A 19,748-nucleotide genomic window follows, 5' to 3' on the forward strand; every position below is an offset into this window, starting at 1 on the left:
AGACCCGTGGACTTCCAGCCGATCGAACGCTCGCCGGAGGCGTTCCAGCAGCCGGTCACCGCCGACCAGATCGTGGCCATGACCCGCCGCGCCTTCGGTCCGCACGTTCGGGTCAGCGCGGCGGTCGAACTCGGCAACGGCACGTACAACAACACCTACCGCGTCGACCTCGACCTGGCAGCCGCCGGCGCCGTCGTGGTCGATGACGACGACGGCGGCGCGCCCCCGCCCGGGGACCGCTCGGTGATCCTGCGCGTCGCGCCGGAGCCCGCCCGGCAGTTCCGCACCGAACGCGGGTTCCTGCGCAACGAGGTCGCGAGCATCCCCCACCTCGCCCCGATCGCCGCGCTGATGCCGAGGCTGCTGGCGACAGACTTCAGCCACGAGGTGGTCGGCCGCGACCACGTCTTCCAGTCGCTGCTGGCCGGCGTACCGGCGCCGGAGGGGCTGGGCGCCTATCCCCGTACGGCCTGGGGTGCGTTCTACCGGAGCCTGGGCGCGATCACCCGGACCATCCATGACGTACGCGGTGAACGCTTCGGCCCGGTCGCCGGTCCGGTGTTCGCCACCTGGGCCGAGGCGGTGACTGCTCATCTGGCCGACCTCGCCGCCGACCTGGACGGCCTCGGCCTGGACTCCACCGACGTACGCCGGCTCGCCGAGTCCGCCGCTCGCCACCGCGCCGCGCTGAACCGGATCACCGAGCCGCGACTGCTGCACGGTGACCTGTGGACGGTCAACGTGATGCTCGCGCCCGGTGCGCCGGAACCCACGATCTGCGGGGTGTTCGACTGCGACCGAACCTCGTGGGGCGACCCGGAGGCCGACTGGCCGATCCTGCTCGCGGGCCGGCGTCCGGGCACCGAGCGGGACGCGTTCTGGGAGGCGTACGGACCGTTGGCGAACACCGACGAGGCGCGGCTGCGCCGGCTGATCTACCGGGCCTCGCATCTCGGTGGGGCCCGGCTGGAACGCCACCGCCTGGGAAACGCGGCCGGCGTCGCCGAGTCGTACGCCGAGATGCGCGAACTCCTCGCCCTGCTGCCACAGGCCGATCCGGCCTGCCGTCAGTCCTGAGCGGCCTCGTCGTCGAGTTGGTAGCCCTGGCGCCGGCGGACCCGGTCGCGCACGCCGGCGGGCAACGCGTCCGCGGCCAGCAGCTTCGGCAGCAGGTCGGGCTCCAGGGTGAGCGCACGGAAGGTCAGCGCGATCGTGACGTCGTGGTCGGGGCGATCGAGGACGACCACCTCGTCCCCGGTACGCACCTGCCCGGGCGTGACCACCCGGAGGTAGGCCCCGGGAAGCGCCCCGCGAGTGAACGTCTTGATCCAGCCGCGTTCGGCGAGCCAGCCGACGAACGTCGAGCACGGGATCCGCGGCACCGCCACCTCGAGGACCGTCGACCCGATCCGCCACCGCTCCCCGATCCGGGCGCCGTTGACGTCGACGCCGATCGTGGTGAGGTTCTCCCCGAACGAGCCGGACCTCAGCTCCCGGCCGAGCACGCGCTGCCAGTGGTCGAGATCCTCGCGGGCGTAGGCGTACACCGCCTGATCGTCGCCGCCGTGGTTCTCGCGGTCGCCGATGAAGTCGCCGACCAGGCCGCTGCCCTGCCCGCCGTGCTTGGGACCGGGTGCACGCACGTCGACCGGCTCGGTGACCGGCAGCTTGTCGATACCGGTGGTCCCGACGTCCTTGTGCGGGTTGGGTTTGGGTGCTCCGACGTTGACGGAGAGAACGTGTGCCATCGCGGCGACCCTACCGGGCACCGCAACTGCTTTCGGTTCGGTCATCTGCGCCGCTGGTGCACCCGGGGCTGTTGCAGGGTCTGGTCGTCGGGGCGTACGGGCGCGAGTTGCTGGGTCTTGTCGTCGGCGTTGCCGGACGCGCCGGGGGTCCCGTTCTGAGCGGACTCGTCCACCGGCCGGTCACCGCCCGCGTTCTGGTCACCCTGCTCGGGCCCGGCCCCGGTCGCGGGCGAGGCATCCGCCTGCTGGGCGGCGCCCTTCCCGGCGTCCTGATCCGTCCCCTGACCAGCGGGCGCGGGCGGGACCGCGGCCCCGCCCGAAGGAGCCGGGCCGCCGACGGCGGTCAGCGCGGCTCCGGTGTCGTCGTTCCCGGACAGGGTGGCGAGCATCTGCCGGAGGTTGGCCATCTGGGCGAGGACGTTGTCCCGACGCTGGGTGATGGACTCCAGCTCGCGGTCGGCGTCGGCGCGGATCCGCTCCGCACGCGCCTTCGCCTCGGCCACGATCGTCTGCGCCGTGCGCTGCGCCTCCTCACCAGTTCGCTCGGCCTGCGCGGTGGCCTCGGCCTGGTGACGGTCGGCCTCGGTGTGGGTCTGCTCGGCGCGCTCCAGGACGGCCGCGAGGTGCTGCTCGGCGGCCGACCGCCGCTCGGCGATGTCCTGGTCGGCGTGCTCGCGACGCTGCGCGAGCTCGCGTTCGAGATCGGCGGTGGCCTGCGCGGACCTGGCCCGCTGGTCCTCCAGCATCGCCTCGGCCTCGGCCCGGCGGGCGGCAGCGTCCCGCTCGGCGCCCTCGATGATCTCCGCGGCCTGGCCCTTCGCCTCGCTCAGCAGCTCCGCGGCGCCACGGTCGGCCCCGGCGCGCCGCTCGTTGGCGTACCGGTCGGCCTCCCTGCGCAGCTCACCGGTGGCCTGCTCGGCCTCCTGGCGTAGCTCGTGGGCGTGGGTGGTCGCCGTCGCGCGCTGCTCGGCTGCTTCCTCCTCGGCCAGCGCGAGGATCCGGCCGATCCGCTCGCCGAGGTCGGAGTAGGTCGCCTCGCTGCGCCGCTCCCGGGCCTGTGCGGCCTTGGCCTCGAGGTCCTGCACCCGGCCGGCGAGGTAGGACTTCTCCCGGCGAACGGTGTCCAGGGCCTCGCCGAGCTTGCGTACCGCCTGGTCCACCTGCGCCGGCTCGTAGCCCCGGCGCACGACGCGGAAGGAGGTGGTGTCGGGGTCTGGCATGGGGCACTCGTCCTTCGGGTCCGGCGGGAAAGCTCTGGCGGTGAGGGCACACGTCCACCCGCGGCGCCGCTGGGAACGACGTCGTCTCGGCAGCTGTCGTGGGCCGCTCGCGAACACCGACCGCCTCGCGGCGACGTGAGGAAATCCTAACCGCCGTCACCGACACCAACCAGGCCAGGACAAACGGTGCGACATAAGGTGCGAGAAGGTCATACCGCCCACGCACGGAGCCCGAGGCCCCGCATCCCGCGGGGTGGACCTGTGCCAGCATCGGGATCCGTGTCGAGTACTCCGCGCCGCCCCCACCGAGACCTGCACGTCGGCGCCCGCAACGCGCGGTTCCAGCAGTGGCAGGCGCTGCTGGACAACCGGACCAAGCGCAACCAGCAGGGCGAGTTCCTCGTCCACGGCGTCCGCCCGATCACCCTGGCGGTCGAGCACGGGTGGCCGCTGCGCGCGCTGCTGCGCCCGGCGAGCAGGTCCTCCGATGCCTCCGGAGCGACGTCGGAGTGGGCCCGGCGGATCACCGAGCGGGTTCGCGCCGAGCAGCCGGACGTGGAGCACATCGCGGTGGACCCCGAACTCCTGCGCGAGCTCGGCGAGAAGTCCGACGACCTGCCCGAACTCCTCGCCGTCGCGCGGATTCCCGAGGACCGGCCGGACCGGATCGACGTCGGTGCCGACGGCCTGGTGGTGGCCTTCGACCGACCGGCCAACCCCGGCAACATCGGCACGCTCGTCCGCTCCGCCGACGCGTTCGGCGCCCGGGGAGTGCTGGTCACCGGTCACGCCGCGGACGTCTACGACCCGAAGGCGGTGCGGGCGAGCACGGGCTCGCTGTTCGCGCTGCCCACCGTGCGGGCCGCGGCTCCCCGCGACGTGCTCGGCTGGGCCGCTGACCTGCGCGCGGCCGGCGTACGCCTGCGGGTGGTCGGCACCGATGAAGCCGGCACCGAGGACGTCGACCAGGTGGATCTGACCGGCCCCACACTGCTGGTCGTCGGCAACGAGGCCCGCGGCATGAGTGCCGCCTGGCGCGAGGCCTGTGACGTCGTTGCCCGGATACCGGCCGGCGGCGCGGCCAGCTCACTGAACGCCGCGGTCGCGGCCACCGTCGTCCTCTACGAGGCGGGCCGCCAGCGGCGGACCGGCCGCCCCCAGGTGGACCGCAGCGTCCCGTAGGGTGGGACCCGGTGCGCCGGGAAGTCTGGTCGGCAGTCCTCAGCGGAGCCTGCCCAGGTGCGGGTCCTCCGCCGATCCAGCCGACGGACGGAGACCACCATGGCGCGCCCCACCGAACGCATCCGCCGGCTGGTCCTTCCCGACCAGACCGGATCCGAGCGTTCCTTCCTCGGCGACGTCCTTCGCCAGGAGACGGTGGGCGGCGCCCTCCTGCTCGCCGCCGCGGTGATCGCGCTGGTCTGGGCCAACTCCCCGTGGCACGCCGGTTACGAGCACGTACGCGAGTTCGCGATCGGCCCGCTGTCGGTGGAGCAGTGGGCCGCCGACGGGCTGCTGGCGATCTTCTTCTACGTCGCGGGCCTGGAACTCAAGCGCGAACTCGTCACCGGCTCCCTGCGCCGGCTGTCCCTCGCCCTGGTCCCGGTGGTCGCCGCGCTGGCCGGGATGGTGGTGCCCGCGCTGCTGTACGTCGCGGTGGTCGCCGGCTCCGGTGACCGTTCCGCCCTCGGCGGGTGGGCGGTGCCGACCGCCACCGACATCGCGTTCGCGCTGGCCGTCCTCGCGGTCGCCGGCTCGGCGCTGCCACCGGCGCTGCGCGCGTTCCTGCTCACCCTGGCGGTCGTGGACGACCTGGGCGCGATCGCGGTGATCGCGGTGTTCTTCACCGACCACCTCGACCTGCTCGCGCTCGCCGTGGCAGTGGTGCTGCTCGGTGTGTACGCCTACCTCCAGCACCGAAGGGTCCGTACTCCGTGGGTCTACGTCCCGCTGGCCCTCACGGTCTGGTGGTTCGTGCACGAGAGCGGGGTGCACGCGACGGTGGCGGGGGTCGCGCTCGGCCTGCTGACGCGGGTACGGCCCGACCCGGACGAGGAACACTCCCCCGCCGAACGCCTCGAACACCGGATCCGCCCCCTGTCGGCCGGCCTGGCCGTACCCGCGTTCGCGTTGTTCGCGGCCGGTGTCCCGGTCAGCGCGGCGGCACTCGGCGCGATGGTGCGCGACCCCGCCGCGGTCGGCGTCATGGTCGGCCTGGTCGTCGGCAAGGCGGTCGGCGTCTTCGGCGGCGCCTGGCTGACGGCCACCTTCACCCGGGCCGACCTCAACCCCGACCTGGAGTGGCGGGACCTGTTCGCCGTGGCGGCACTGTCCGGGATCGGGTTCACCGTCTCGCTGCTGGTCACCGACCTTGCATTCGGATCCGACCCGGCGCAGACGGCCCGGGTGAAGGCGGCCGTCCTCACCGCCTCGCTGGTCGCCGCGGCGATCGCCGTGCTGTTTCTTCGGCTACGGCGACGAGCACGTCAGGTGACATAGTCATAGTCTTGTCGCGACCTGGTCGAGAACCTCGCCAGGAGCTGTCACGAGGCAAGGAGCGCGCATGGCCACGCAGCACGACACTGTGCCCGGATCGCAGTCCAGCGCGTCGGCGTCCGACGAGCGGTCGCTCGGCCAGCTGGTCGCGGACGCCAGTCGCGACCTGTCCACCCTCCTCCGTGGCGAGATCGAGCTCGCCAAGGTGGAGCTGAAGGAGAGCGCCACGGCGGCCGGCAAGGGCGCGGGCATGTTCGGAGGTGCGGCGTTCCTCGGATACGTCGCGTTCCTGATGCTGTCCATCGCCGCGGGCTACGGCCTGGTGGCCGCCGGCCTGCACCCCGCGCTCGCGTTCGTCGTCGTCGGGGTCGTCTACCTGATCATCGCCGGCATCCTCGCCCTGATCGGCAAGCGCAACATGAAGAAGGCCGGTCCGCCCGAGCGCACCAAGCGGTCCATCGACGAGACCAAGACGATGATGCAGCAGCTCGGCCACCACGACCAGAACTCCAGCGGCCAAGCGCAGCTCGACGCACCGCGCCGGTAGCCGACACGCCCCCACGGGCGCCGAGCGGTCACCTCCGCGTCGGTGCGCTGTCCGCTATGGGACAGTGGGGGCATGAGCGCCCACGCAGGGGGAGCCGTCGAGATCGACGGGCCGTGGACCCACCGCTGGGTGGCGGCCAACGGCGCGCGGTTCCACGTCGCCGAGTGCGGCAACGGGCCGCTCGTCCTCTTCCTGCACGGTTTCCCGGAGTTCTGGTGGGCGTGGCGGCACCAGCTGCCCGCCCTGGCCGACCTGGGATACCGCGCCGTCGCCATGGACCTGCGCGGATACGGCGGCAGCGACAAGACGCCGCGAGGTTACGACCCGGTGACCCTGGCCGGTGACGTGGCCGGGCTGGTGCGCTCACTCGGCCACTCCGACGCCGTACTGGTCGGGCACGGCTGGGGCGGTTACGTCGCCTGGGCCACCGCCACCCTGCACCCCCGCCAGGTCAGCTCGCTGGCGGTGGTCGGTGCGCCGCACCCACTCCGGCTGCGCCGGGAGGCGTTCCGCGGCGCCAGCCAGCTCCGCTCCGCCGGGCACGTCGTGTCGTTCCAGACCCCACTGCTGCCCGAACGCCAACTCGTCGCCGACGACGGCGCGCTCGTCGAGCGCCTGCTGCGCCGGTGGTCCGCCCCCGGCTCGGCGTTCCCCGACCCCGAGGCGGCCAGGCGTTACCGCACGGCGATGCAGCTGTGGCCGGCGCCGCACTGCGCGCTGGAGTACTACCGCTGGCTGGTGCGGGCGGCGTTCCGCTCCGACGGGCGCAGGTTCGTCGCCCGGATGAAGCAGCCCGTCACCCAGCGGGTGCTGCAGGTGCACGGGATGCTCGACCCGTCGGTCCTGCCCGCCACCGCCGAGGGGTCGGCGGAGTACGTCGCCGGCACCCACCGCTGGCGGCTGCTGGACGGCGTGGGTCACTTCCCGCACGAGGAGGCGCCGGACGCCTTCCTCAAGGAACTCCTGGCCTGGCTCGACGACGCCTGAGCAACGGGGGACGTACGTCAGGAACAGCCGCCGGTCGACACCGGTTCGGTGGCGTTCACCCCGGCCCTGGCGTTGCCGGCCACCTCCTGCGCGGTCAGGGCATACCCCGTCGAGCCGTCCTCGACCGACGCGGCGAAGACCAGCCCGGTGGCGGTGCCCTCGGGTGAGATCAGCGGACCGCCGGAGTTGCCCGGCCGCACCTTCGCGTACAGCGAGAACACGTCGCGGGTGACCTGCTGGTCGCCGTAGATGTCCGGGCCCCGCAGCGGCTGCTCCGAACGCACCCGGGCCGCACCCGCGGTGAACGGGCCGTTGCCGGGGTAGCCGAGCACCGCGCCCTCGTCGCCGGGCTTGGCCCCCTCGTCCAGCGGAACCGGATCGAGCGGCAGGTCGGGTACGGCGAGGACCGCGACGTCCCGCTCGGGGTCGTACGACACCACCCGGGCGTCGTAGCGGCGGCCCTCGCGGGTCTCCACCCGGGGAGCCGACACCCCGGCGACCACGTGAGCGTTGGTCATCACGCGGCCCGGCGCGTACACGAACCCCGACCCCTCCAGGGACCGCGAGCACTCCAGCGCCACGCCGGTCACCCGCACCACGCTTCGGCCGGCGCGCACGATGTCGGGGTCCCGCAGTACGCCGGCAGCCGGCGGCTGGGCGGGCGCGATCCGCTCGGCCTCGAACGGCGCGAGGTAGCGCGGGAACAGGCTGGGGTCGACCACCCGGCCGAACGCCTGCACCGCCTGCGACCCGAACGGCGGGACGATCTCGTCGACGGTCGCCAGCACCTTGGAGCTGCGGACGGTCGTGGAGATGTCGCCGAAGCGGGCGTTGGCGACCGCGGACCCGAGGATCCAGGCCACCACCAGCATCGCGGCGACGCTGAGCGCGGCGCCCGCGGTCGCGTCGACGAGGTGCGCCGGGCGCCAGGTCACGTGCGAGCGCAGGGCGGCACCGAGCGCGGCGCCGAGCGCCTGGCCGAGGAAGGCGCCGGCCAGCACGATGCCGAGCGCGACCAGGGAGACGCGCATGCCGGGTTCGTACTTGTCCAGGACGATGGGCGCGAGCCAGGCGCCGGCCACCCCGCCGCCGATCAGGCCGGCGACGCCGAGTGCTCCGATGAGGAAGCCCTGCCGGTAGCCGGAGATGCCGTAGCAGATCGCCGCGACGATCAGGATGAGGTCGAGTGCGTTCAGTCCCATCAGGTTCACGACGGCCTCCGGTCCTCGGTGGCCCGGGCGGCGCCGAGCTCGACCAGATGGGTGGGCAGGTCCTCGACCCGGCCGGCGTCCCAGGGCCGTTCCCAGCCGGCGAGGGCGAGCAACCGGTCGAGCACCCCGCCGGTGAAGCCCCAGACCACCAGGCCGGCCACCGCGAACGCCGGGCCGACGAAGCCGGACGGATGGCGTACGGACAACCGGTTGGCGGGGTCGAGCAGGGTCTCCAGCGGTACGCGGTGCACCGAGGCCACCTCCGCGACGTCGACCACGCGCACCGGCGAGGGTGCGTGCCACCAGCCGAGGACCGGGGTGACGAGATAGCCGGACGGCGGGAGGTAGAGGTCCGGCAGCGTTCCGAACACCGTGACGCCGGTCGGGTCCAGACCGGTCTCCTCCACGGTCTCCCGCAGTGCCGCGGCCACCGGGCTCGCGTCGGTGGCGTCGATGGCGCCACCGGGGAAGGCCGGCTGGCCGGCGTGGGAGCGCATGGTGTGGGCGCGTTCGATCAGCAGCAGGTCGGGGCCGTGCACGCCCTCGCCGAACAGCAGCAGCACGGCCGAGGCGCGCCCACCGCCGTCGGGTGGGAGCGCCCGGCTGAAGTCGCCGGGGCGGGCGCGACGGGCGACGTCGCGTACGGGTTCGAGCCAGGCCGGCAGCTCGACCGGCTCCTGGTCCGCGCGGGCGTCGGTCCTCACAACTTCACTCCCAGGTAGGTCCGTACGTCCTGGCGCAGCGCCTGCTCGGATTCGTACGGCCGGTGTGCCACGTGCACGACCTTGCCGTCGGCTCCCACGAAGACGGTCGCGGGGATGCCAGCGAGCAGGCCGAACGGCGCCAGCAGCCGCTTGCCGGGGTCGGCCAGCTGCGGGTAGCGCAGGCCGCGGTCGCGGGCGAAGGCGAGGGCGAGCTCGGGACGCGGGTCGGCGAAGTCGACGCCCACGACGCGCAGCGAGTTGCCGGCCGCGGCATACAGCTTCTGGAAGTGCGGCGCCTCCTGCCGGCACGGCCCGCACCACTGCGCCCAGATGTTCAGCACGGTCGGGGCGCCCTTCAGGTCGCTCAGGCGCACCGACTGCCCGGAGCCCAGGCAGGCCAGCGTCACGTCGGGCAGCGGCTTGCCACCGGGAGGGCCGGGCGGTGCCTGGTGCACGGACCCGCCCGGGCCGACCGTCAGCGCGGCGCAGGGCGCGATCCCGGCCCGTGCGCGCAGCGTCGCCAGCCGCTTTGCTTCCGGACGTGTGGACGTGCCCGGGGCCGGGGTGTCCGTGGGCGTCTGCGTCTCGGTGACCCGCTCGCCGACCCCGGCCGGCTGCTGCGCGTCCGGACCGCGCATACCCGCGCAGCCCGCACTCAGCAGGGCGAGCGTGAGACCCGCGACCGCGTACGCCGTCCGTCTGCCACCGTGCCTCATTGGGTGTCCAGTGCCTCCGCGGCACTACGGACCAGCTTGTTCGCGGTCTTGGCGTCGGTGGGTCCCTCGCCGAAGGAGGGGCACAGCGGCGCGACCGGGCAGGCGCCACACGCCGGCCGGCGGGCGTGACACCGGCGGCGGCCGTGCCAGATGAGGCGCTGGGACATGTCGGTCCACTCGCGCTTCTCGATCAGCGCGCCGACCGCGTGCTCGATCTTCACCGGGTCGGTCTCGGTGGTCCAGCCGAACCGCCGGGACAACCGCTGGAAGTGGGTGTCGACGGTGATGCCGGGCACGCCGAACGCGTTGCCGAGGACGACGTTGGCGGTCTTACGGCCCACGCCGGGCAGGGTGACCAGGTCCTTCAGCTTGCCCGGCACCTCACCGGAGTAGCGCTCGACCAGCGCCTGCGCCATCCCCATGATCGACTTCGTCTTGGCCCGGAAGAACCCGGTCGACTGGATGATCGACTCGACGTCCTCGGGGTTGGCGGCGGCCAGGTCGGCGGCGGTCGGGTATTTCGCGAACAGTCCCGGGGTGACCAGGTTGACCCGCTTGTCGGTGGTCTGGGCGGACAGGATCGTGGCCACCAGCAGCTGGAACGCGTCGGTGAAGTCCAGCTCGCAGTGCGCGTCGGGGTAGGTCTCGGCCAGGATCCGGTTGATCCGCCGCGCCCGGCGGACCAGCGCCAGCCGGCTCTCCTCGGGGCGGCCGGCGCCCTTGCCCGGCTTCGCCGCCGGCGAGCCCGCAGCCTTCTCGGCAGACTTCTCGGCGGTCTTGTCGGCCTTGCCCGCGGAGGTTTTCGGCGCACCGGCGGCGCTCGCGGAGCCGCGCCCGGGACGGGTCGTGGAGCGGGCCGAACCCGCGGCGGGTGGAGTCACGCGGGTCAGCCTACGTGGCCTAGCTACCGCGATCATGGTGTGGCGCGGCACACTAGACCGCGGGTCGGCACGGCGCGGACCCGGAGGAGGATCACCGAGTGAACGACGTGCTGCGGCAAGCGCCGCTGTTCGCGGGCCTGGACGACGCCGCGGCGACGGCTCTGCGCGCCGCCATGCACGAGATCCGCCTGCGCCGGGGCGACGCGCTCTTCCACGAGGGCGACATCGGGGACGAGTTGTACGTCGTGATGGACGGCAAGGTCAAGATGGGCCGAACCTCCGCAGATGGCCGGGAGAACCTCCTCTCGGTGCTCGGGCCCGGCCAGATGTTCGGCGAGCTGTCGGTCTTCGACCCGGGCCCGCGGTCCTCCACGGTCACGGCGGTCACCGACACCACGCTGCTGGTGCTGGGCCAGGACCAGCTGATGACCTGGCTGACCGGGCGGCCGGAGGTGTCCCGCAACCTCCTGCACCAGCTCGCGTCCCGGCTGCGCGGCCTCAACGAGGCGGTGGCCGACCTGGTGTTCTCCGACGTACCCGGGCGGGTCGCCAAGGCGCTGCTCGACCTGGCCAGGCGGTTCGGCCGGCCCGCCGACGGCGGCGTCCACGTCCACCACGACCTGACGCAGGAGGAGCTCGCCCAGCTCGTCGGCGCGTCCCGGGAGACCGTCAACAAGGCGCTGGCGGACTTCGCGCACCGGGGCTGGATCCGGCTGGAGCAGCGAGCGGTGGTCATCCTCGACGTGGAGCGGCTCACCAACCGCGCCCGCTGACCGGCCTGCTCAGGCCCCGGTGAGGGAGTCCAGGTAGTCGAGCTGGGCTCGCACACTCTGCTCCGCCGCGGGCCACAGCGACCTGTCGACCTCGGCGTACACGCGTTCGACCACCTCCCCCGGCGTCCGCGCGCCGGCCCGGACGGCCGCGCGCACCTGCTCCAGGCGTTCGGCACGGTGGGTGAGGTAGTGGTCCAGGACGCCGAGCGGGTCCTCGATCGGCGGACCGTGCCCGGGCAGGAGCCGGAGTACGGGCGTCTGCACGATCAGCTCGCGGAGCCGGCGCAGCGAGGCGAGGTAGTGCCCGAGCGCGCCGTCGGGGTGGGCCACCACGGTGGTTCCCCTGCCCAGAACGGTGTCGCCGGTCAGCAGGACGGCCGGACCTGTCGGATCACCCGCGGCGCCCGGGAGCAAGAACGTCACCGAGTCGGAGGTGTGGCCCGGCGTGGCGACCACCCGCAGGGCGAGGTCGTCGACCGTCAGCACGTCGCCGTCGGCGAGCCCGCCGTCTCGGGCGTACGCCGGATCCACCGCACGCAGCGGGCACCCGGCGAGCTCGGCGAACCGGCGCGCTCCCTCGGAGTGGTCGGGGTGGCCGTGCGTGAGAACCGCACCCGTCACCCGGCCTCCGCGCGACCCGCCTGCCGCCAGGACCCGCCGCAGATGACCTTCGTCGGCCGGGCCCGGGTCGACCACCAGCGCGTCACCTGAAGCGCCGAACAGCACCCAGGTGTTGGTGCCGTCCAGCGTCATCGGACCCGGGTTGCCCGCCAGAACGCACACCGCGCGCGGCCCCACCGGCCCACCCGTCCACCGCTCCGGGGCGGTCACCGCAACTCCCCCTCGTCGTACGCCGGGCCGTCGGCCGAGGCCGCGTCACCCTCCCCGTCGGCGTCCCAGTCGGCGTCCCAGTCGGCGTCCCAGGGAAGCACCCACCGCGCGCCGTCCGGGGTGCGGCGGACCCTCGGCTGCACCGGCCGGATCGTCCGACCGCCGGCGGCGGCCAGCGCGGCCCCGACGTCGGGCAGGTCGGCGAGCGAGGCGAGGGTGAGGTAGGTCGGGGGCAGCATCCGCATCTCGCCGCGGCGCACCGAGGCCAGCGCGTCGGCGGGCCGCATCCACGCCACCCGGTCGGCCTCACCGGACACGTCCCGGGGCTGCTGGCCGGCCGGCAGGGCGGCGACGAAGAACCTGGTGTCGAACCGGCGTTCCTCCACCCGCGGGGTGATCCAGTGGTCCCACGCCGCGAGCAGATCCGAACGGAGCACCAGGCCGCGGCGCTCGAGCAGCTGGGCGAACGGCAGCACCCGGCCGAGCAGGGCCATCCGGTCGCGCTCCCAGTCGTCCCCGGTCGGGTCGGCGACCACGGTGCCGGTGTCGGGGCCGGCGAGCAGCACGCCCGCCTCCTCGAAGGTCTCGCGTACGGCGGCACAGACCGAGGCCCGGGCCAGCCCCTCGTCGGCGAAACCCAGCCGCGCGGCCCACTCCGCGGGTGCCGGGCCGGCCCACCCCAGCGCGGCGTCGGCGTCGCGGGCGTCGGCCGAGCCGCCTGGGAAGGCGTACATCCCGGCGGCGAACGCCATCGAGGTGTGCCGGCGCAGGAGGTAGACCTCCAGGCCGGTGGCGCCGTCGCGCAGGAGCACGACGGTGGAGGCGTGCCGCGGCCGGACCGGAGTGAAGTCCCCGGCCTCCAGCCGGGCGGCGCGTTCGACCAGCGCGGGCGGCACCACCCGGACCGAACTGTCGTACGCCGAACTGTCGTACGCCGGCCCGTCGAGCGCCCCCGTCTCACCCGCGTCCGCGTCCACCGGGGGTGCTCACCCCGTCTCCACCACGAGCTCGACCTCGACCGGGGCGTCCAGCGGCAGCACCGCGACGCCGACCGCGCTGCGGGCGTGCCGGCCCGCGTCGCCGAACACCGAGCCGAGCAGCTCCGAGGCGCCGTTGGCGACCTTCGGCTGCCCGGTGAAGTCGGGCGCGCTGGCCACGAACACCACGACCTTGACCACCCGGGTCACCGCCGACAGGTCACCCAGCTCGGCGCGCACCGCGGCGAGCGCGTTGAGGGTGGCCTGCCGGGTCAGCTTGTAGGCGTCCTCCGGGCTGACCTCGGCGCCCACCTTGCCGGTCGCCAGCAGGGACCCGCCGGAGATCGGCAGCTGGCCGGAGGTGTGGACGTGGTTGCCGGTGCGGACCGCCGGGATGTAGGCCGCGACCGGCGCGGCCACCGGCGGCAGCTCCAGCCCGAGCTCGGCGAGCCTGGCCTCGGGTCCGCTCACGCCTTGGCCCGCTTGAGGTAGGCGACCAGGTTGTCGGGGTTGGGGCCCGGCACGACCTGGACCAGCTCCCAGCCGTCCTCGCCCCAGTTGTCGAGGATCTGCTTGGTCGCGTGCACCAGCAGGGGGACGGTGGCGTACTCCCATTTCGTCATGGCCGCGAGCTTATGGCACCGCGCCGACGGTCTCCGCCCGCCCGGAATGTCCGGTCCGAAAGTCCGGCCACAGCTCCCGGTCCGGCGGTCCGTTACCGGCGCGGCCGTCGCAGCGGCTAGTCTCGACGAGCGTGACACGCGGTGACAGTGACTGGGAGGGTGTCCGCCTCCATATCGTGACGGGCAAGGGCGGCACCGGTAAGACGACGGTCGCCGGAGCGCTCGCGCTCGCCCTCGCGGCCAGCGGGCAGACGGTCCTGTTGTGCGAGGTCGAGGGCCGCCAGGGCATCGCCCGGCTGTTCGACGCGCCCAACCGCACCTACGACGAGCACCGGATCGCCGCCGTGCCCGACGAGAACGCCACGGCCGGCGAGGTCTACGGCCTGGCGATCGACCCGGAGGCGGCGCTCGCGGAGTACCTCGAGATGTACTACCGCATGGGCCGGGCCGTCCGTGCCCTGGACAAGGTGGGCGCGATCGACTTCGCCACCACCATCGCCCCGGGCGTACGCGACGTCCTGCTCACCGGGAAGGTCTACGAGGCCGTCCGCCGCAAGGAGAAGAAGCGCACCCACGGGCGGGTCTACGACGCCGTGGTGCTGGACGCCCCGCCCACCGGCCGGATCGCCCGCTTCCTCGGTGTCAACGCCGGAGTCGCCGACATCGCCCGGGTCGGCCCGATCCGCCGGCAGGCCGACAGCATCATGACGATGATGCGTGCGCCGCAGACGGTCGTGCACCTGGTGACGCTGCTGGAGGAGATGCCCGTCCAGGAGACCGCGGACGGGATCGCCGAGCTGCGGGAGGCGAAGATTCCCGTCGGCGCGGTCGTGGTCAACCTGGCCGAGCAGAGCCCCCTCGACGCGAAGGCGCTGGCCGCGGCCGCGGGTGGCTCGCTCCCCCGCTCCGACTTCACCTCCGCGCTCCGCGAGACCGGGCTGTCCGCCGACGACGAGACGGTGACCGGGCTGCTCACCGACGCCCGCGAGCACGCGGTCCGGGTCGAGCTGGAGAACGAGCTGCGGGCTCAGGTCACCGCGCTGGGCCGGCCGACGTACGAACTACCCCGCCTCACCGACGGAGTTGATCTCGGCGCGCTGTTCGAGCTCAGCCACGCACTCACCGCGCAGGGGATGGCATGACCAGGCGGAAGAAGACCGTGGACGGGCTGCACGGACTGGAGATCGACGCGCTCCTGGACGACCGGACGGTGGAGATCGTCGTCTGCTGCGGTTCCGGCGGGGTGGGCAAGACCACCACCGCGGCGGCTCTCGGCGTCCGCGCCGCCGAACGCGGCCGGCAGGTCGTCGTCCTCACCATCGACCCGGCGCGCCGGCTGGCCCAGGCGATGGGGCTGCCCGAGCTCGACGACACCCCGCGCCGGGTGGAGGGGATCGACACCAAACGGGGCGGTCACCTCGACGCGATGATGCTGGACATGAAGCGCACCTTCGACCAGGTGGTGCTGGCCACCACCTCGCCGGAGAAGGCGAAGGTGATCCTGGAGAACCCGTTCTACGTCGCGCTGTCGTCGTCCTTCGCCGGCACCCAGGAGTACATGGCGATGGAGAAGCTGGGGCAGTTGCACGCCGACGCCCTGGCCGACGGGCGGTACGACCTGATCATCGTCGACACCCCGCCGTCGCGGTCCGCGCTGGACTTCCTGGACGCGCCGAAGCGGCTGTCGTCGTTCCTGGACAGCCGGCTGCTGCGGCTGCTGAGCGCGCCCGCCCGCGGCCCGATCAAGGTGTTCTCGGCCGGGATGGGTCTGGTGACCGGAACGCTCACCAAGCTCCTCGGCGCGCAGGTGCTGACCGACATCCAGACGTTCGTCTCCGCCCTGGACACGACGTTCGGCGGGTTCCGGGCGCGCTCGGAGCGCACCTACGCGCTGCTCCAGGAGGACCGGACGGCGTTCCTGGTGGTGGCCGCGCCCGAGCCGGACGCCCTGCGCGAGGCGGCCTACTTCGTCGAACGCCTGCGGGACGAGCGCATGCCGCTGACCGGGATGGTGCTCAACCGGATGACCTCGCCGGCGGCGACCCACGTCTCCGCCGAACGCAGCCTGTCGGCGGCCGAGGCGCTCACCGAGTCCGGCAAGCACCCGGTCGCCGCCGCGGTGCTGCGCCTGCACGGCGAACGCATGCGCCGGGCCGTCCGTGAGCACCACCTGGCCGAGAGGTTCGCCTCGGCGCACCCGGGTGTCTCCGTGGCCGGCGTACCCGCGCTGTCGTCGGACGTGCACGACCTGGACGGTCTGCGCGAGATCGGTGCCCGGCTCAGCGGCGAATGACCGGCGGTCGCCGAGGTGACGGGCATACGCCGATGGTGGTGGTTCGAAAAGGCCGGGCCCCCGTCATGGTCCGGGACGAGGGCACCGACGTGAAGTGCTACCTGCGCTCGCTGCTCGCCTGTCTACCCGAGCGCACGGACCCGGGCGGGTCCGTGGGTGGTGTAGGCCCGTTCGTACTCCGTACGAGCGGTTTCGAGCAGCTGCCGCCACGAGGTGACGGTGGGGCGCCGACGGAGCACGGCACGACGCTCGCGCTCGGTCATTCCACCCCAGACCCCCCATTCGATCCGACCGTCCAGTGCTTCGGCGAGACACTCGGTACGCACCGGGCACCCCATGCAGACGGTCTTGACATCGTGCTGAGCGGCCCCCTGGACGAACAGCCGGTCGGGTTCGTCACTTCCGCGGCAGGCGGCCAGCCGGACCCAGTCGCCATTCCATGTCATTCTTTTGTCCCTCCCCTGACGTCGGCCACGCAAGGTGACCGATGCACGGACGTTCCCCCAACGTCCTGGCAGGAGGGTAAGGCCACGAGAGCCCAAAGCGACAGCCCCCGAAGGCCAGATTTGCGATTGTGTCGACCGTCGGACGGGGTAAGTAGAGCTCGGGAGGTCGGCGACTTGACGAAGCGATCACTCAGGACGACCGCGTAGGCTATGCCGTCATGAGCCCAATCCGAGCCATGTCGCGAACACACGGTGAGCGGGGATTCGTCTCGCAGATCCTGCTGTTCGTCGGGATCAGCGCGCTCACCGGCGCCCTCGTCGCCGGGCTGGCCGTCCCCTTCGCCGGTCTGCTGGGGCTTTCCTCCCAGTCCGCGACCGACGGGTTCGAGAACATGGACGGCAACCTCGCGAGCCCGCCGCTCCCCGTGCGCAGCCGGGTGCTGGCCGCCGACGGCTCGGTGATGGCGACCTTCTTCGACCAGAACCGCGTCGAGGTGCCCCTGGAGAAGGTGGCCCCGGCGATGCGGCAGGCGATCGTCGCGATCGAGGACGCCCGCTTCCGGCAGCACGGTCCGCTGGACATCCAGGGCACACTGCGTGCGTTCGTCCGCAACCAGCAGTCCGGCGGGGTCTCCCAGGGCGGTTCGAGCATCACCCAGCAGTACGTCAAGCAGGTGCTGTTCGAGAACGCCCAGACCCCCGAGGAGAAGGCCCAGGTCATCGAGGACTCCTACGGTCGCAAGCTCCAGGAGCTGCGCTACGCCGTCGAGCTCGAGAAGAAGATGACCAAGGACGAGATCCTGGGCAAGTACCTCAACATCGTCTACTTCGGCGACGGCGCCTACGGCGTCGAGTCCGCCGCCCGGCACTACTTCAGCACCACCGCGGCCAAGCTCACCGTGCCCCAGGCGGCGATGCTCGCCGGGCTGGTGCGCGACCCGAACAACGTCAACCCGGTCGCCGACGCCAAGGCCGCGCTGAACCGCCGCAACCTCGTGCTCTCCCGCATGGCCACCCTCGGGATGATCTCGCCGAAGGCGTACCAGGACGCGCGGGCGACGGGCGTCGGGCTGAAGCTGAGCAGGACGCCCCGCGGCTGCTACTACTCGAAGTACCCGTTCTTCTGCGACTACGTGGAGCAGCTCCTGCTGCACGACCCCCACCTCGGCAAGACCCGCGACCAGCGCCGGCAGCTGATCGACCAGGGCGGGCTGACGATCCAGACCACGCTGGACCCGAAGGCCCAGGCGGCCGCGGAGAAGGCCGTGCACGACAGCGTCCGGCCCAAGGACGGCGCGATCGGCGCGGTGTCGATGGTCGAGCCGGGCACCGGCTACATCAAGGCGATGGCCCAGTCACGGGGCTACGGCCAGGGCAAGGGCAACACGTTCATCAACCTCAACGTCCCGCAGAAGTACAACGGCACGCTCGGCTACCAGCCGGGTTCGACGTTCAAGCCGTTCGTGCTGGCCGCGGCGATCAAGCAGGGCATCCCGATCACGCAGTCGTTCCCGTCGCCGCAGAGCACCACGATCACCGGGCCGGTGAAGACCTGCCCGGGCGGCAGGCCCGGCGCGGTCACCGAGCCGTGGAACGTCAGCAACTCCACCAGCGCCGGCCCGACCAGCACGATGATCTCCGGTGCCACCCACTCGGTGAACACGTTCTTCGCCGAACTGGAGAAGGTGACCGGCATCTGCGAGCCGGCCACCATCGCCGCCAAGATGGGTGCCGTCCGCGCCGACGGCAGGCCGCTGCAGCAGGTCAAGCCGTTCACCCTGGGCGTCAACGAGATCGCGCCGGTGTCCATGGCCGAGGCGTACGCCACGTTCGCCGCCCGTGGGCTGCACTGCAACGCGATCCCGATCACCGAGGTGACCGACCGCGCCGGCAACCAGGTCAAGGTGCAGGGACCCGACTGCAAGCAGGTCATGCCGCGTGACGTCGCCGATGGCGTCAACTACGTCCTTCGCCAGGTCATCGACGGCCCCGACCCGGGCCGTACCGGCGCCGACATGCACCTCGACGGACGTCAGGCTGCCGGTAAGACCGGTACCAGCGAGGACCGCATCGGCGTGTGGTTCATGGGCTACACCACGAACATGGCCGCCGCGTCGGTGATCACCGACGCGGACGCGCCGCAGACCAGCCTGATCGGTAAGGAGATCGGCGGCCGCCGGGTCTTCGGCGACCAGGTCTGGGGTGGCAAGCTCGCCGGTCCGATGTGGACCGCGGCGATGAAGGGTGCGCTGGAGGGCAAGAAGAGCCCGAACTTCGTCGAGCCCAACCCCGACGTCGTGCAGGGCGTGCCGACCGACGTCCCGTCGGTGATCTCGATGAGCCGCGACCAGGCCCAGAAGACGATCGAGGCGGCCGGCTTCAGCATGGCCGTCGGCTCCTTCGTCGACTCCGGGCTGCCCCGCGGCACGGTCGCCCGGCAGAGCCCAGGGCCCAACAGCAAGGCCGGTTCGGGCTCGACCATCGTCGTCTACATCTCCGACGGCACCCCGCCCGCGCCGCCGCCGCAACCCCAGCCCCAGCCGCAGCCCAACCCGCCGGCGCCGAAGGGGCCGGACCTGCCGCCCGGTCCGTTCCCGCCCGGTCCCGGTAAGCCCCGCGGACCGCACAACCCGGGTCCGCAGGGACCGCTCGGCGGAGTCCTGGGAGCGGGCTGAGCCCCGGCCGGCCGTACGAGACTGGAGCATCAGGCACAGGGCCGCCCGACCGACCGGAGAGATCCGGTGGCCGGGCGGCCCTGTGCTGTGCGTACGGGGGGCCTCGGTCAGCCGAGCTTCGACCGGACGGCGGCGGCGACCCGGCCACCCTCGGCCCGGCCCTTCACCTGCGGCTGGACGACCTTCATCACCTTGCCCATGTCCTTCATGCCGGTCGCGCCGACCTCGTCGACAGCGCCGCCCACGATCGCCGCCAGCTCCTCGTCGGACAGCTGCGCGGGGAGGTACTCGGCGATGATCTCGCCCTCGGCCCGTTCCTTCCCGGCGAGCTCGCCGCGGCCGGCCTGCTCGAAGGCGTCGGCCGCCTCCCGGCGCTTCTTCGCCTCCCGATCCAGCACCTCGAGCACCTCGGCGTCGCTCAGCTCCCGCGCGGAGGTGCCGGCCACCTCGGCGTTCGTCACCTCGGTCAGGGTCATCCGCAGCGTCGAGGCGCGCAACGCGTCCCGCGCCTTCATCGCGGCGGTCAGGTCACTGCGCAGACGGTCCTTGAGGTCACTCATGCGCCGATCCTACGGTCGGTGCGCGCCGGGCCGGCGGCTACGAGCCGGGCCCGCCGCTGA

Annotated in this window: 21 protein-coding genes; 9 read left to right on the top strand and 12 right to left on the bottom strand. The window is 72.9% G+C overall.

The annotated features are described in order from the left end of the window. Nucleotides 1-6: 6 nt before the first annotated feature. Nucleotides 7-1,077 carry a phosphotransferase family protein gene (locus FHR37_RS22880; protein ID WP_092882102.1) on the top strand — a complete coding sequence of 357 codons (1,071 nt, stop codon included), beginning with the start codon at nt 7-9 and terminating at the stop codon, nt 1,075-1,077. Here FHR37_RS22880 and FHR37_RS22885 read toward each other — a convergent pair. Beyond that, on the bottom strand, nt 1,068-1,748 hold the full coding sequence (locus tag FHR37_RS22885; RefSeq protein ID WP_092882100.1) for an MOSC domain-containing protein: 681 nt from the start codon (nt 1,746-1,748) through the stop codon (nt 1,068-1,070). The genes FHR37_RS22880 and FHR37_RS22885 overlap by 10 nt on opposite strands. A 41-nt stretch (nt 1,749-1,789) precedes the next feature. Further along, the gene (locus FHR37_RS22890) at nt 1,790-2,968 is read right to left on the bottom strand and encodes a DivIVA domain-containing protein (protein ID WP_092882098.1); all 1,179 of its coding nucleotides are present in this window, start codon (nt 2,966-2,968) and stop codon (nt 1,790-1,792) included. 279 nt (nt 2,969-3,247) lie between these two features. Here FHR37_RS22890 and FHR37_RS22895 point away from each other — a divergent pair, with 279 nt between their 5' ends. The 4 genes from FHR37_RS22895 to FHR37_RS22910 all read left to right on the top strand — a co-directional run bounded on the left by FHR37_RS22895 (nt 3,248) and on the right by FHR37_RS22910 (nt 6,998). Then, nucleotides 3,248-4,150, top strand: a complete 903-nt coding sequence (locus tag FHR37_RS22895) for a TrmH family RNA methyltransferase (RefSeq protein WP_237768637.1) — start codon at nt 3,248-3,250, stop codon at nt 4,148-4,150. 99 nt (nt 4,151-4,249) lie between these two features. After that, nucleotides 4,250-5,467, top strand: a complete 1,218-nt coding sequence (nhaA, locus tag FHR37_RS22900; protein ID WP_092882096.1) for a Na+/H+ antiporter NhaA — start codon at nt 4,250-4,252, stop codon at nt 5,465-5,467. A 64-nt stretch (nt 5,468-5,531) separates the two neighbouring features. Further along, nucleotides 5,532-6,011 (top strand): phage holin family protein, encoded by a 480-nt coding sequence (locus FHR37_RS22905; protein ID WP_092882094.1) that lies wholly within the window; start codon nt 5,532-5,534, stop codon nt 6,009-6,011. Between the two features lie 72 nt (nt 6,012-6,083). After that, nucleotides 6,084-6,998, top strand: a complete 915-nt coding sequence (locus tag FHR37_RS22910; protein ID WP_092882092.1) for an alpha/beta fold hydrolase — start codon at nt 6,084-6,086, stop codon at nt 6,996-6,998. A 17-nt stretch (nt 6,999-7,015) separates the two neighbouring features. Here FHR37_RS22910 and FHR37_RS22915 read toward each other — a convergent pair whose 3' ends face one another. From FHR37_RS22915 to nth, 4 genes are read right to left on the bottom strand one after another with little or no spacing between them, the layout of a single operon-like run. Next, nucleotides 7,016-8,200 carry a MarP family serine protease gene (locus tag FHR37_RS22915; RefSeq protein WP_237768673.1) on the bottom strand — a complete coding sequence of 395 codons (1,185 nt, stop codon included), beginning with the start codon at nt 8,198-8,200 and terminating at the stop codon, nt 7,016-7,018. Nucleotides 8,201-8,205: 5 nt separating this feature from the next. Next, complete coding sequence (locus FHR37_RS22920; RefSeq protein WP_175542397.1) at nt 8,206-8,913, bottom strand: NUDIX hydrolase; 708 nt, start codon at nt 8,911-8,913, stop codon at nt 8,206-8,208. Next, nucleotides 8,910-9,629, bottom strand: coding sequence for a TlpA family protein disulfide reductase (locus FHR37_RS22925; protein ID WP_092882090.1), 720 nt, complete (start codon nt 9,627-9,629; stop codon nt 8,910-8,912). Before FHR37_RS22925 ends, FHR37_RS22920 begins: the two co-directional genes overlap by 4 nt. Further along, nucleotides 9,626-10,321, bottom strand: coding sequence for an endonuclease III (gene nth, locus FHR37_RS22930; RefSeq protein ID WP_237768672.1), 696 nt, complete (start codon nt 10,319-10,321; stop codon nt 9,626-9,628). Before nth ends, FHR37_RS22925 begins: the two co-directional genes overlap by 4 nt. Nucleotides 10,322-10,608: 287 nt before the next feature. Between nth and FHR37_RS22935 the strand changes: the two genes are divergently transcribed. After that, a complete protein-coding gene (locus FHR37_RS22935; RefSeq protein WP_092882086.1) occupies nt 10,609-11,283 on the top strand; it encodes a Crp/Fnr family transcriptional regulator in 675 nt (224 codons plus the stop codon). Between the two features lie 9 nt (nt 11,284-11,292). On the opposite strand, the gene FHR37_RS22940 is transcribed toward FHR37_RS22935, so the two are convergent. Genes FHR37_RS22940 through FHR37_RS31970 form a run of 4 tightly spaced genes read right to left on the bottom strand, consistent with a single transcriptional unit; the run spans nt 11,293 to nt 13,714 of the window. After that, nucleotides 11,293-12,114, bottom strand: coding sequence for an MBL fold metallo-hydrolase (locus FHR37_RS22940; protein ID WP_237768636.1), 822 nt, complete (start codon nt 12,112-12,114; stop codon nt 11,293-11,295). Then, nucleotides 12,111-13,091: an NUDIX hydrolase gene (locus tag FHR37_RS22945; protein WP_237768635.1), complete on the bottom strand. Its 981-nt coding sequence runs from the start codon at nt 13,089-13,091 to the stop codon at nt 12,111-12,113. Before FHR37_RS22945 ends, FHR37_RS22940 begins: the two co-directional genes overlap by 4 nt. Before the next feature lie 9 nt (nt 13,092-13,100). Beyond that, nucleotides 13,101-13,562, bottom strand: coding sequence for a RidA family protein (locus FHR37_RS22950; RefSeq protein WP_092882084.1), 462 nt, complete (start codon nt 13,560-13,562; stop codon nt 13,101-13,103). Beyond that, nucleotides 13,559-13,714: a DUF4177 domain-containing protein gene (locus FHR37_RS31970; RefSeq protein ID WP_092652338.1), complete on the bottom strand. Its 156-nt coding sequence runs from the start codon at nt 13,712-13,714 to the stop codon at nt 13,559-13,561. Before FHR37_RS31970 ends, FHR37_RS22950 begins: the two co-directional genes overlap by 4 nt. A gap of 131 nt (nt 13,715-13,845) precedes the next feature. On the opposite strand from FHR37_RS31970, the gene FHR37_RS22960 reads away from it, so the two are divergent. Together FHR37_RS22960 and FHR37_RS22965 are read left to right on the top strand one after the other, a co-directional pair. Continuing rightward, nucleotides 13,846-14,856: an ArsA-related P-loop ATPase gene (locus FHR37_RS22960; protein WP_092882082.1), complete on the top strand. Its 1,011-nt coding sequence runs from the start codon at nt 13,846-13,848 to the stop codon at nt 14,854-14,856. Further along, on the top strand, nt 14,853-16,007 hold the full coding sequence (locus FHR37_RS22965) for an ArsA family ATPase (protein WP_175542395.1): 1,155 nt from the start codon (nt 14,853-14,855) through the stop codon (nt 16,005-16,007). The genes FHR37_RS22960 and FHR37_RS22965 overlap by 4 nt, the downstream gene beginning before the upstream one ends. Before the next feature lie 122 nt (nt 16,008-16,129). Here the strand turns inward: FHR37_RS22965 and FHR37_RS22970 are convergent, their stop codons facing one another. After that, nucleotides 16,130-16,453 (bottom strand): WhiB family transcriptional regulator, encoded by a 324-nt coding sequence (locus FHR37_RS22970; protein ID WP_092882080.1) that lies wholly within the window; start codon nt 16,451-16,453, stop codon nt 16,130-16,132. 236 nt (nt 16,454-16,689) lie between these two features. Between FHR37_RS22970 and FHR37_RS22975 the strand changes: the two genes are divergently transcribed. After that, nucleotides 16,690-19,128: a penicillin-binding protein gene (locus tag FHR37_RS22975; protein ID WP_175542394.1), complete on the top strand. Its 2,439-nt coding sequence runs from the start codon at nt 16,690-16,692 to the stop codon at nt 19,126-19,128. A 107-nt stretch (nt 19,129-19,235) separates the two neighbouring features. Here FHR37_RS22975 and FHR37_RS22980 read toward each other — a convergent pair whose 3' ends face one another. Continuing rightward, nucleotides 19,236-19,688, bottom strand: a complete 453-nt coding sequence (locus FHR37_RS22980; RefSeq protein ID WP_092882076.1) for a GatB/YqeY domain-containing protein — start codon at nt 19,686-19,688, stop codon at nt 19,236-19,238. Nucleotides 19,689-19,748 lie beyond the last annotated feature (60 nt).

The organism is Actinopolymorpha cephalotaxi (assembly GCF_013408535.1).
In the GTDB taxonomy this organism is placed as follows: domain Bacteria; phylum Actinomycetota; class Actinomycetes; order Propionibacteriales; family Actinopolymorphaceae; genus Actinopolymorpha; species Actinopolymorpha cephalotaxi.

Bases quoted from the DNA above. Each gene is read 5' to 3' on its own strand.
- FHR37_RS22910 (WP_092882092.1), top strand. From the start codon at position 6,084: ATGAGCGCCCACGCAGGGGGAGCCGTCGAGATCGACGGGCCGTGGACC.
- FHR37_RS22980 (WP_092882076.1), bottom strand. From the start codon at position 19,688: ATGAGTGACCTCAAGGACCGTCTGCGCAGTGACCTGACCGCCGCGATG.
- FHR37_RS22975 (WP_175542394.1), top strand. From the start codon at position 16,690: ATGTCGCGAACACACGGTGAGCGGGGATTCGTCTCGCAGATCCTGCTG.
- FHR37_RS22905 (WP_092882094.1), top strand. From the start codon at position 5,532: ATGGCCACGCAGCACGACACTGTGCCCGGATCGCAGTCCAGCGCGTCG.
- FHR37_RS22890 (WP_092882098.1), bottom strand. From the start codon at position 2,968: ATGCCAGACCCCGACACCACCTCCTTCCGCGTCGTGCGCCGGGGCTAC.
- FHR37_RS31970 (WP_092652338.1), bottom strand. From the start codon at position 13,714: ATGACGAAATGGGAGTACGCCACCGTCCCCCTGCTGGTGCACGCGACC.
- FHR37_RS22965 (WP_175542395.1), top strand. From the start codon at position 14,853: ATGACCAGGCGGAAGAAGACCGTGGACGGGCTGCACGGACTGGAGATC.
- FHR37_RS22885 (WP_092882100.1), bottom strand. From the start codon at position 1,748: ATGGCACACGTTCTCTCCGTCAACGTCGGAGCACCCAAACCCAACCCG.
- nhaA (WP_092882096.1), top strand. From the start codon at position 4,250: ATGGCGCGCCCCACCGAACGCATCCGCCGGCTGGTCCTTCCCGACCAG.
- FHR37_RS22915 (WP_237768673.1), bottom strand. From the start codon at position 8,200: ATGGGACTGAACGCACTCGACCTCATCCTGATCGTCGCGGCGATCTGC.
- FHR37_RS22925 (WP_092882090.1), bottom strand. From the start codon at position 9,629: ATGAGGCACGGTGGCAGACGGACGGCGTACGCGGTCGCGGGTCTCACG.
- FHR37_RS22970 (WP_092882080.1), bottom strand. From the start codon at position 16,453: ATGACATGGAATGGCGACTGGGTCCGGCTGGCCGCCTGCCGCGGAAGT.